Below are 11,402 nucleotides of genomic sequence, written 5' to 3'. Positions count from 1 at the left end.
GATCGGCACCACCACCGCGCCCGCGGGGCGCGACCTGCCTAGGGTCGGTTCCATGACCGAGGAGCCCGTCCACGCCCCGAACCCCGCTCCGGCCGAGAGCTGGGACGAGACCGCGTCGCGCAACCCCGGTGGTCGCACCGGCACCGCGCTGATCGTCGTCGACATGCAGAACGACTTCGGCCACCCCGACGGGTCGCTGTTCGTGACGGGCGGCAACTCGATCCTCGGCGCCGTGAACGACGAGATCGAACGGACCGCGACCGGTGACGGTCTGGTCGTGCTCACCCAGGACTGGCATCCGCCGTCGACGCCGCACTTCATCGACGACGGCGGGACGTGGCCGACGCACTGCGTCGCGGGCAGCTGGGGGGCGCAGCTCCTCGACGGGCTCGACCCCCACTCGCGGGCCGGTGCGATCGTCCGCAAGGGCACCAACGGCGAGGACGGGTACTCGGCGTTCGCCATGCGCGAGCCCGGAGGGGACGTGGACATCCCGACCGGGCTGGCCGGCCTCCTGCGCGAGCGCGGCATCGAGCACGTGGTCGTCGTCGGGCTCGCGACCGACGTGTGCGTCTCGGCGACGGCGATGTCGGCGGCCGAGGCGGGGTTCTCGACCGCCGTGCTGCGCGACGCGACCCGCCCCGTCGACGCCGGAGCCGACACCGCCGAGCGCGTCGACGCCGAGCTCGTCGCCGCGGGCGTCACCGTCGTCGGCGGGTGAGCGCACGGCCGAGCGCCGTGCCCGGCGCCGCCGGTCGGCCGCGCCGGCGGCGACCTGGCAGACTCGCCCGATGACCGACCGGGCCCTCGGGCCGTCGATCCTCGACCGGTGGAGCACGGTGCGCGGACCGCTGTTCACCGACATGTACGAGCTGGCCATGGCCCAGGTGTACGTCGAGCAGGGCCTGTCGGAGCGGCGCGCCCAGTTCGACTACTTCTTCCGCTCCACCCCCGACTACGGCACCCACCAGGCGGGGTTCTGCGTCAGCGCCGGGCTCGACCCGTTCCTCGCCTGGTTCGAGGGGTTGCGCATCGACGCCGAGCACGTCGAGGCGCTCGCCGCGATGACCTCGACGACCGGTGAGCGCGTGTTCTCCGCAGCGTTCCTGGGGTGGCTCTCGGCACCGGATCGCTTCGCGGGAGTCGAGATCCGCGCGATCGGCGAGGGTCGCGTCGTGCACCCCCACGTCCCGGTGATCAGCGTCACGGGCCCGCTCGCCGTGTCGCAGCTCCTCGAGACGTCGTTGCTCAACCACCTCAACTACCCGACCCTCATCGCGACCAAGGCGGCGCGGGTGGTGCGCAGCGCGCGCGGGGGGCGCGTGCTGGAGTTCGGGATGCGGAGGGGACCGGCGACGGGGGTGAACGAGGGGATCCGCGCGGCGCTGATCGGCGGGTGCGCGACGACGTCGGACGTCGAGGCGGCGATCGCCCTCGGTCGCCGGCCCGTCGGGACCCACGCGCACAGCCTGGTGCAGGCGTACCTGGCCGTCGGCGACGGTGAGCTCGGCGCGTTCCGGGCGATGGCGGCGAGCGCCCCCGACGACTGCGTCCTGCTGGTCGACACCGTCGACACGCTCGCGTCCGGGGTGCCCCACGCGATCACGGTGTTCGACGAGCTGCGCGCGGAGGGGCACGAACCGGTCGGGATCCGGCTCGACTCCGGCGACCTCGCGTACCTCGCGGTCCAGTCGGCGACGCTGCTGGACGAGGCCGGGTACCCCGACGCCTCGATCGTGCTGTCGAGCGATCTCGACGAGCTGAACATCTGGCAGATCCTCACCCAGATCGGCGACGACGCCGAGCGCCTCGGGATCGATCCGGCTCCGATCCGCTCGCGCCTGGTGTACGGCGTCGGGACCCGCCTGATCACCTCGCACGGATCGAGCGCGCTGAACGGGGTCTACAAGCTGGTCGGGATCGAGGACGACGACGGCGGGTGGGTTCCGGCGATCAAGATCTCCGAGGATCCGGGCAAGGTGCCGCTGCCGGGACGCAAGACGGTCTGGCGCCTCTACGACCGGCGGGAGAGCGCGATCGTCGACCTCGTGGGCACGGCCGACGAGGACCCCTTCCCCACCGACGCCATCGTCGTCCACCACCCCACGCGCAACGGGGTGTCGCAGACGATCCGGCGGGACTCGGTGTCGCACGTCGAGGTGCTCCACGAGGTGGTCTTCGACGACGGTCGACGACCCGATCCGGTCTCGATCGACGAGCTCGCGCAGCGGTGCGCGACCGACATCGACCGCCTCGACGTCGGGGTCAGGCGCCTGGTCAACCCCCACCGGTACCACGTGTCGATCACCGAGCGCCTCGACCGCCTGCGCCGCGAGCTCGTCGCCGACGCCGAGCGCTGACCGCCGGACGCCGCCGCGACGAGCGACGGATCACCGGCCCGGGTGGACCGGCGCGGCGTCGCTCAGAAGTTCTCGAAGTAGCGCGACGGGGTCGGGCCCCGCTGACCCTGGTACTTGGACCCGGCCGCCCCCGATCCGTACGGCCGCTCGGCCGCGCTGGTCATCTGCATGAAGCTGACCTGGCCGATCTTCATCCCCGGGTAGAGGGTGATCGGCAGGCTCGCCACGTTCGCGAGCTCGAGCGTGATGTGGCCGTCGAAGCCGGCATCGATGAACCCGGCGGTCGAGTGGATCAGGAGCCCGAGGCGCCCGAGGCTCGACTTTCCCTCCACCCGGGCGACGAGGTCGTCGGGCACGGCGATGCGCTCGTAGGTCGACCCGAGCACGAACTCTCCGGGGTGGAGCATGAACGCGTCGTCGCCCACCCCGTCGGCGCCGACCGGCATCTCGACGAGCTCGGTCAGGTTCTGCAGGTCGAGCTTGACGTCGATGACGCCACGGGTGTGGTTGCGGAACACCCGGAACAGGTGCGAGATGCGCACGTCGACCGAGGAGGGCTGCACGAGGGAGTCGTCGAGCGGCTCGATGACGATCCGACCGGCGGCCAGCTGATCGCGGAGGGACCGGTCGGACAGGATCACGCCGAGCACGTTAGCGATCGCCGACCCCGCCGCCCGCGGGCCCGCCCGGACCGCCCGAGCGGGGGCGCGACCGGCGAACGGCCGGGGCGGCCGGGCAGCGGATCAGCGAGCGGTGACGACGGCGAGCTCGTCGTGGAGCCGGCGTCGATCCGCCAGCACGGCCTCGAGGTCGGCGATCACCGTCGTGTCGGCGACCGTCGCGACCCGAGCGAGCAGATCGGAGCGGACCTTCGTGGCCCGACGAGTCGCCGCGACGCCCACGGGGATCCGCACGACCAGCGCGATCAGCAGGCCGAGCGCGAGGCCCCCGAGCAGGAGGAGGCTCGGCAGCGGGATCCACTCGGCGCCGGGCGTGTCGACGAGGAGGGGGTCGGCGTCGAGCTGCAGGAAGCCGCCGAGGACCGCGACGACGAGCAACCAGAGCGCGCCGACCACGGCGGCGGCCATCACGACCCGCTGCGTCCAGGCGACCGGCGTCCACCACCCCGGCCGCTCCGTCGCCGATCGGGCCGATGCCTGCGTCGAGGCCGTCACGCGCGACCCGACGTCGTCGGCGCGGCGCGCGGCGGTGCGGCGCAGCGCACCGGGCCAGGGCGGCTGGAGATCGGCGGCCACGGTCTCCGCGACGTCGCGCAGCGCGAGGTCGATCTCGGCGCCGGCGGACGCGCTCGCCGTGGCGCGGGGGAGCTCGCTGATGGGGTGTCGTCGTCGGAGCCGCTCGGTGATCCTCGCCGGGGGCCACCCCATCGCCATGCGCGCGTCCTTGCGGTGCTGCGACGCCACGATCGCCCCGGCGTCGTCCGCGCCGGCGGCGTGCCCGAGGCGCTCGACGAGCTCGCGCCGGGCGCGCTTGGGCACCCCGTCGACCGAGCCGTCGCTCGCCAGCTCCCCCGCCGCGGCGCGCAGGTCGGCCTCGAGCCGGGCGACCACGACGCGGCGGGCGTCGACGGTGTCGTCGAGCATGGCGTGGACCCCGTCGAGACCCTCGCCGGTGGCGACCGACGCGGTGCGCACCGTCGGGTCGTCCACCCCGTCGTCGCGCAGTCGGCGCACGAGGTCGACCACGATCGTCCGACGCTCGGCCGCACCGACGGTGTCGATCTTGTTGACCACGAAGCTCATCACGTCGCCGTGCCCGGCGAGCGGGCGGACGTAGCCGTCGTGGAGGGCGTGATCGGCGTACTTCTGCGGGTCGGTCACCCACACGAGCGCGTCGACCAGCTCGACGAGGCGGTCGACCTCGGCCCGGTTGGACGCCTCGGTCGAGTCGAAGTCGGGGAGGTCGAGCAGGATCAGACCACGGCGCCGAGCGCCGTTCCCGTCGACGGCGAGGGCAGCCGAAGCGTCGGTCGTGGCCGTGCCGGGCCGTTCGGCGCCATCGGTGCCGGGTCGGCCGACGGCGACGTGGTGGCGCCGGCCGACCCCGAGCCAGTCGAGCAGGCCGTCGAGGCCGGCGTGCGCCTCGTCTCCCCACACCGCGGCGTGGGCGACGCCGGTCGTCGGGCGGCGCACGCCGACGGTCGACACGTCGTCGCCGACGAGCGCGTTGAACAGCGACGACTTGCCGACGCCGGTCGAGCCGGCGAGGGCGACGACGGTGTGCTCGGTGCCGTGCCCCATGCGCGCACGAGCCCGCTCGACGACCTCGCGGACCGAGGCGACGAGGTCGTCGTCGAGGTGGGATCCGGCCACGTCGCACGCCCGCTCGAGCGCGTCGATCCGATCCGACACGGTGACCGGCGCCGGCCCGGGCCCGCCACGACGAGGGCGCTTCACCCGAGATCCCCCGAACGCCACGCGCTCGCCAGCTCGTCCGACGCGGCGACGAGCCGCGGCGCGTCCCGCTCGCTCGGGTGGCGGTGCAGCAGCGCGTCGAAGCGGCGTCGCTCCACCTCGAAGAGCCCGGCGAGTCGCAGGCGCAGGTCGTCGCGCGCGTCGCGCACCAGGTCGCGGACCGCGTTCTCGCCGAACACCGCGGTCAGGAGCGTCTGGCCCACGGCGGCGGTGCCGGCGGCGACGCCGGCCTCCGCCCCGGTGAAGCCGCCGGTCTGGGAGAACACGGCGATCATCACCGCGACGCCGATGCCGTTGATCCCGAGGGTCAGCGCGCGGGCGACGGCGAGCTTGTTGCCGGCGCGGTCCTGGACCAGCTGGAGGACCGCGTCGTGCCAGTCGTCGAGCTCTCGCTCCAGGCGGTCGGTGAGCCCCGGCGTCGGCCGGTCGATGCCCCGCTCGGCGTCGGCGAGCGCAGCCGTCCCGGCGGTCGTCGTCTCCCACTGCGAGACGGTGGCGAGCGCGGCGCGATCGGCGTGGTTGCGCACGAGCGTGACGAGGTTCGACTCGAGCTGGTCCTGGACGGCCTCGGACGGGACGGGCTTGCCCGACACGAGCGACCAGATCCGGCTGCGGACGCGACCGACCCCGTGCTGCAGTCGCTCCATGAACGCGCTGGTCCCGACGTGCTCGCGCCAGCGGTCGAGGACCTCGCCGCGCAGGAGGACCCCGTTCGCGAGCTCGACCTCGAGCGACGACAGCGCCTCGTCGTAGCGCCGACGGCTGGCGGCGCGCAGCGACGCCGCCGCGGACGCCTGGTCGTCGACGGCGGCGGCGACGACCTCGACGCGACCGGGGATCGACTCGATCGCCCCGTCGAGCGTGGTGCGCACCACGTCGGCGCGGCTCGCGTCGTCGGCGATGAGACCGTGGAGCCAGGCGCGCACGTCGGCGACCGCTCCGTCTCGGAGGCGACCGTCCACGAGGGCGGCGGAGTCGTCGGCGGCCCCCCCGACGGCGACCGCGCCGGCCGGCTCGGACCCGGGAGCGCCGACAGCGGCCTCGGTGATCGCGAACAGCGGGACGCGGTCGATGCCGTTGGCGCGCAGCATGTCGGCCAGGTGGGTCGCGACCTCGTCCTCGGCTCCCAGCGGGATCCGGTTGACCACCATCGCCATCGCGACCGCGCGGTCCCGGGCCCGTCGCAGGTACTCCCACGGCACGGCGTCGGCGTAGCGCGAGGCGGTGGTCACGAACAGCCACGCGTCGGCGGCGCCGAGGAGCTGGGCGGCGAGCTCGTGGTTGGCGATCTCGACGGAGTCGATGTCGGGGGCGTCGAGCAGGCCGAGCCCGGCGGGGACCCGATCGTCGACCACGAGGTGGAGGCCCGAGCCGGTGGGTCGCGCACCGGTCGAGCGGGCGAGGTCGGGGAGGACCCCGCCGTCGAGGAACCACGCCCGGTCGTCGGGGTGGCAGACCAGCACGGGGGTGCGCGTCGACGGGCGCAGGACCCCGGCGAGGGACACCTCGGCACCGACGAGTGAGTTGGTGATCGTCGACTTGCCGGCACCGGTCGAACCGCCGAGGACCACGAGCAGCGGAGCGTCGAGCCGCGAGATCCGCGGCAGGAGGTAGTCGTCGATCTGGCCGACCAGCTCGGCGTGGACCCGTCGGGCCGCATCCGCGCTGTCGAGGGGCAGGGACAGGTCGATCGAGTCGAGCGCACGGCGGAGCCCGGTCAGCGCGTCGGCGATCGTCGTCACCTCCGGGATCCTACGGAGCGCCGGGCGCCACGTGCCCCGAGCAGCCGGGCGGGGCGCACGTCGGGTCGGGCGGCTCACGCCGGGGCGGAGGGCGCACGTCGGGTCGGGCACGCGCTGGTGCGCCGATCGGGTGCTGCCCGCCCCGCCGACCCGGTGGTCAGACGAGGGCGCCGACGGCGGAGCCCATGAGGTCGACGAAGTTGTCGGCGTAGAAGCGGTCGCGGATCTCCTCGGAGCGGCCGCCGAGGCTGCGCTCGAACCGCTCGAACGGGCGGCGCCCGCCCTCGACGTGGGGGTAGTCGGTGTTGAACATCAAGATGTCGGGACCGACCTGGTCGGTGACCCAGCCGACGTCCTCGGTCGGGTACGGGGTGACGCGCACCTGGCGCTCGACGTACAAGCGCGGGGTGAGCGAGAGCTGGCGCAGCCGCTCCTCGTGACGCCCGAAGGCGTCCATCGCGGACTCCATCTGCTTGAGCCAGCTCGGCAGCCAGATGCAGCCCTGCTCGACGACGCCGACCCTGAGCTGCGGGTGGCGTTCGAGGACGCCGTCGAAGATCATCGTCGCCAGCGTCTGCATCGGCGGGAACGGGATGGCCATGTAGTCGACGGAGCGGAAGTTCTCCTCGCCGCCGTGGAAGTCAGGCGGGACCGGGAGCCCGTTGACGAAGTAGTCGGGGTGGATCAGGTCGCCGGTGCCGCCGACGTGGAACACGATCGGGATGCCGGCCTCCTCCGCCTGGCGCCAGACCGGGTCGAGGGAGCGGTGCGACGGCGAGTGCCCGGCCGGGCAGCCAGACGCGACCAGCAGCGCGGCGGCGCCCATCTCGATCGCCTCGCCCGCCATCGCGGCGGAGCGCTCGAAGTCGGCGAGGGGGACGTAGCAGGTGGCGAGCAGTCGGTCGTCGACGGAGCAGAACTCGACCATGCCCCGGTTGTGGGCGCGTGCCGCGCCGTACGCGAGATCGAGGTCGAGGTGGCCGTCGGCGTCGGGGTGCTCCCACGCGTGCAGGCGCGAGTTGTGGAAGGTGTTGAACAGGAGCTGGCTGTCGACGCCGATGTAGTCGAGCACGCGGGGGCGGTCCTCGGCGAGGAAGGCACCGGTGGCGGCGAAGTTCTTGCGGTCCATCACCTCGACGTCCTCGTCGTCGAGGAACTCCTCGGAGCGGTGGCGGTCGGTGAGGCGGGCGAAGATCGCGTCGAGCTCGGCGTCGTCGAGGCGGGCCGCGACCCCGGCCTCGCCGGTCTGGGCCAGCTCGTTCGCGTAGGCCGGGATCTCGAGCTTCTCGCGCACGTCGGGGTCGGCGTGGTCGCGCAGCCAGTTCGGCGGCTCCATGATGTGGGCGTCGGCGTCGTGGACCCGTGGTCGATCGATGTAGGCCATCGCGACAGTCTCGCGTGTGCCGCGACGACGCGGTGGTGCTCAGCCCGGCTGGGCGAGGGCGGCGACGACCAGCACCGCGCCGCCGACGACGGTGAGGACGAGGCCGTGCGCGACGACCTTGCGGCCGTCACGGTCGCCGACCCCCTCCAGGACGCCGATGGTGGACGACACCACGACGATGAGCGCCGTCACGTGGAACAGGAACGCGACCGCGGTCGCGCTGATGAACCCGGCGATCCACAGCCGTCCCCAGGCGAGCGCGACGACGGTGGCGACGGCGATCGCCGCGATCAGACCGGTCACCAGCTCGACGACGAGGGGTCGCTCCCCCATCCACGGCAGCACGTCGCGGTGGTCGAGGAGGTCGATGGTGGCGAGGGTGCCGAGAGCGACGACGAGGATCGCGGTCGCGGCGATCGTCGGGATCCACCGGGCGCGGTCGCGCGCCGAGGTGAGGGTGGCGAGCATGACGGTCGTCCAGATCAACCACCGACGCAGCAGCGAGGTGCCGAGGTCGCCCATCGCGTCGCGGAAGATGCGATCCGCGGTCTCGCGCTCGATGAGGTCGGGTGCGATGTAGGTGCGCGGTTCGGCCTCGTCGTGGACGAGGCCGTCGTGGAGGATGGCGGCCGGGAGGTGGAGGCCGGTCTTCGGGACGAGCCAGGCGAAGAACCGGGGCACCGAGGTGAGGTCGGTGCGGAACGGGCCGAGGTCGGCGGGGACGATCACGACGCCGACCTTCGAGTCGACGTAGGCGATGTGCCGGCCGAGGGAGAACTCCTCGCGCACGTGCCCGGTGGCGGATCGCACGAACCAGCGCACCGCCCTGGTGACGACGTTCGCCTGCTCGTCGTGTTCCAGGCACCGCTGCTGGCGGTGGAGCTCGATCGCCGGCATCTCCGACGGGTCGTCGAGGTCGAAGAACCCCGTGTCGTGGGGGTGCGCCGGGGCCTCGATCCCGTCGGGGAACGCGATCAGCGCCGTCGGTGGGAACCCGGCGGCCTCCACCATCGCGACCGCCTCCGCCGCGGTCACCGGCTCCCCGGCCTCCACCTCCTCCATCGACGCTCCTCCCCAGGTCCCCCGCCTGGTCCGGCATTCGTCGATCCGCCTTGCGGCGGCGAGGACCAGGCTCCTTCGCGGATGTAGTTCAATGGTAGAACATCAGCTTCCCAACTGACCGAAGGTCGACTGGACAGCGATTTTGATCGGACGATACTCGTGATGAATCCCCAGCTCAGGGGCCAGGTTTCGATCTGATCTGAGTCGGAGATGCCTCGCCAACAGGCTTGTCGTGCCCACTGCGTGCCCACAGCACGGGACTGCAGGAGGCATCAATGAGCACCAACGGTCAGTTCGGCTCGATCCGCAAACTCCCCAACGGCCGGTTCCAGGTCCGCTACTTCCACCTCGGCCGCCGCATCACCGGCGACACGACCTTCCCCACGAAGGGCGACGCCCGAGCATTCCTCGCCGGTGTCGAGACCGACATCCGACGGGGCAACTTCTTCGACCCAGCGGCGGGTCGGGTCACCTTCGCCGAGTACTCGGGCTGGTGGCTCGACCAACGATCGATCAGACCACGCACCCGCCAGACCCTCGAGTCGCAACTCACTCATCTGTTGCCGACGTTCGGGCGAGCGCAACTCGCCGAGATCACACCGGTCGACGTGCGGCGCTGGCACGGCCAACTCTTCCAGTCGAGTTTGCACCCGAACTCGCTCTCGAAGATCTACCGGCTCTTCGGCACCATCCTCACGACCGCAGTCGACGACGGGCTGCTCTCCAAGAACCCGGCGCGCATTCGGGGCGCATCCAAGGAGCACATGATCGAACGGCCGCTGCTCAACTGGGACCAGGTCGTTGCATTGGCAAACGCCATCCTTCCTCGCTACAACGCGCTCATCTGGACAGCCGCCGCGTCGGGCCTCCGCTTCGTCGAACTCGCCGGGCTGACGCTGCGCCAGTTCGACATCGAACGCTCCGGATCGGTGACAAAAAAAATGACCCGACAGGAAGAACACGACTTCTGGCTCTTCGCGCTTGAGCGTGGTGGTGGTTTCTTGAGCATCCACTGTTGAGGTCCCGTGGCCTCGCAAGTCTTGCGGTCTTCCACAACTGCGAGACGAGGAGACCACGGGATGATTGAAGGTAGCAACGCGGACGCGCTGCTCGGGCTGATTGGTGTGCGGATCTGCGCTGTCGAGGTCGGCGTCGAGGTGACGATCACGATCGAGACAACCAACGACCGGGTCGGGTGCCGCTCGTGCGGAGTGATCGCGAAAGCGCACGGCCGTCGGCGTGTCAGGGTGCGCGATCTGGCGACGTGGGGACGAGCGACGGTGCTCGTTTGGGTGAAGCGGATCTGGCGCTGCCGCGAGCCGCTGTGTGCGACGGTGACGTGGACCGAGACCCTCGACGCGATCGCGTCTCGGGCGTCGCTGACCGAGCGGGCCGGGTTCGAGATCTGTCGCCGGGTCGGCGAGGACGGCGACTCGGTCGCGGCGGTCGGCCGCGACTTCGGTGTCGGCTGGGCGTGCGCGATGAACGCCGTCAACGTGCACGGCCGACGCCTCGTCAACGACCCCGATCGAATCGGCCATGTCACCAAGCTCGGCCTGGACGAGACAGCGTTCCAGCGGCCATCGAAGCATCGCGGTCACACGAGCTACATCACTGGTTTCGTCGACCTCGCCCGACCGCGACTCCTCGACGTCGTGTTGGACCGGACCGGTGCTGCTGTTGATTCCTGGCTCGCACAACAACCCGCTGGTTGGCTGGCCGGGATCGACCAGGTCGCTCTCGATCCGCACCGCGGTTACGCCAACGGGCTCACCGCGACCTTGCCCGACGTGGTCGTCGTTGTCGACCGGTTCCATGCTGTCGGGCTCGCCAACCGCGCTGTTGACGACGTGCGCAGACGGGTGCAACAAGACACCCTCGGGCACCGAGGCCGCACCGGTGATCCGCTCTACGGCATTCGCCGACTGTTGCTACGCGGCTACGAACGCCTCACCGAACGCCAGCTCGAACGCGTCGAGGCGGGACTGGTCGGTGACCGCTACGGCGAGGTCGGAGCAGCCTGGCTGGGCAAGGAACTCGTTCGGGAGATCTACACCGCCGGCACCCTCGCTGAGGCCCGCCAACGACTCCACGTCTTCTACACGTTCGTGGCTGACGCCGAGGTCGGCGAACTCGTCCGCCTCGCCAAGACAATCAGTTCGTGGGAGACCGAGATCCTCGCGTTCCACACCACCGGCGGACTCTCCAACGGGCCGACCGAGGGCATCAACTTGCTGATCAAGAAGATCAAACGAGTCGGCCACGGCTTCGCCAGCTTCGACAACTACCGACTCCGCCTCTTGCTCCACGCAGGCGTCGACTGGCACACTCACCCCACCGCACGACTGCGAAGCCACCCACCACGCTCAGCCGCGTAGAGCCCGACTTCTACGCCAACCCCGACAACTAAGTACTTAGG

9 protein-coding genes are annotated in these 11,402 nt (G+C 71.6%); 4 read left to right on the top strand and 5 right to left on the bottom strand.

Annotated features, from left to right (window positions below; all coding sequences use genetic code 11):
• Nucleotides 1-52: 52 nt before the first annotated feature.
• Nucleotides 53-721 carry an isochorismatase family protein gene (locus ACOOHC_RS02205; RefSeq protein ID WP_420452380.1) on the top strand — a complete coding sequence of 223 codons (669 nt, stop codon included), beginning with the start codon at nt 53-55 and terminating at the stop codon, nt 719-721.
• Between the two features lie 70 nt (nt 722-791).
• Complete coding sequence (locus ACOOHC_RS02200) at nt 792-2,360, top strand: nicotinate phosphoribosyltransferase (protein WP_420452379.1); 1,569 nt, start codon at nt 792-794, stop codon at nt 2,358-2,360.
• A 62-nt stretch (nt 2,361-2,422) separates the two neighbouring features.
• Here the strand turns inward: ACOOHC_RS02200 and dcd are convergent, their stop codons facing one another.
• From dcd to ACOOHC_RS02175, 5 genes are all read right to left on the bottom strand, one after another.
• Nucleotides 2,423-3,001, bottom strand: a complete 579-nt coding sequence (dcd, locus tag ACOOHC_RS02195; RefSeq protein WP_420452378.1) for a dCTP deaminase — start codon at nt 2,999-3,001, stop codon at nt 2,423-2,425.
• A gap of 102 nt (nt 3,002-3,103) precedes the next feature.
• Entirely contained in the window at nt 3,104-4,777 is a 1,674-nt protein-coding gene (locus ACOOHC_RS02190; protein ID WP_420452377.1) for a GTPase, read from the bottom strand.
• A complete protein-coding gene (locus ACOOHC_RS02185) occupies nt 4,774-6,537 on the bottom strand; it encodes an ABC transporter (protein WP_420452376.1) in 1,764 nt (587 codons plus the stop codon). Before ACOOHC_RS02185 ends, ACOOHC_RS02190 begins: the two co-directional genes overlap by 4 nt.
• A 157-nt stretch (nt 6,538-6,694) precedes the next feature.
• Complete coding sequence (locus ACOOHC_RS02180) at nt 6,695-7,921, bottom strand: amidohydrolase family protein (protein ID WP_420452375.1); 1,227 nt, start codon at nt 7,919-7,921, stop codon at nt 6,695-6,697.
• A gap of 39 nt (nt 7,922-7,960) precedes the next feature.
• On the bottom strand, nt 7,961-8,983 hold the full coding sequence (locus ACOOHC_RS02175) for a DUF1353 domain-containing protein (protein WP_420452374.1): 1,023 nt from the start codon (nt 8,981-8,983) through the stop codon (nt 7,961-7,963).
• A gap of 275 nt (nt 8,984-9,258) precedes the next feature.
• Between ACOOHC_RS02175 and ACOOHC_RS02170 the strand changes: the two genes are divergently transcribed.
• Nucleotides 9,259-10,002 (top strand): hypothetical protein, encoded by a 744-nt coding sequence (locus tag ACOOHC_RS02170; RefSeq protein WP_420452373.1) that lies wholly within the window; start codon nt 9,259-9,261, stop codon nt 10,000-10,002.
• 60 nt (nt 10,003-10,062) lie between these two features.
• Nucleotides 10,063-11,361: an ISL3 family transposase gene (locus ACOOHC_RS02165; protein ID WP_420450218.1), complete on the top strand. Its 1,299-nt coding sequence runs from the start codon at nt 10,063-10,065 to the stop codon at nt 11,359-11,361.
• The last annotated feature ends 41 nt before the right edge of the window (nt 11,362-11,402 follow it).

The organism is Ilumatobacter sp. (assembly GCF_965215205.1).
Classification (GTDB): domain Bacteria; phylum Actinomycetota; class Acidimicrobiia; order Acidimicrobiales; family Ilumatobacteraceae; genus Ilumatobacter_A.
This window is presented reverse-complemented; position numbering and strand designations above follow the sequence as displayed.

What these genes read in the sequence shown, in the direction of transcription:
- ACOOHC_RS02205 (WP_420452380.1), top strand. Translation starts at nt 53, where the DNA reads ATGACCGAGGAGCCCGTCCACGCCCCGAACCCCGCTCCGGCCGAGAGC.
- ACOOHC_RS02200 (WP_420452379.1), top strand. Translation starts at nt 792, where the DNA reads ATGACCGACCGGGCCCTCGGGCCGTCGATCCTCGACCGGTGGAGCACG.
- ACOOHC_RS02170 (WP_420452373.1), top strand. Translation starts at nt 9,259, where the DNA reads ATGAGCACCAACGGTCAGTTCGGCTCGATCCGCAAACTCCCCAACGGC.
- ACOOHC_RS02165 (WP_420450218.1), top strand. Translation starts at nt 10,063, where the DNA reads ATGATTGAAGGTAGCAACGCGGACGCGCTGCTCGGGCTGATTGGTGTG.
- ACOOHC_RS02175 (WP_420452374.1), bottom strand. Translation starts at nt 8,983, where the DNA reads ATGGAGGAGGTGGAGGCCGGGGAGCCGGTGACCGCGGCGGAGGCGGTC.
- ACOOHC_RS02180 (WP_420452375.1), bottom strand. Translation starts at nt 7,921, where the DNA reads ATGGCCTACATCGATCGACCACGGGTCCACGACGCCGACGCCCACATC.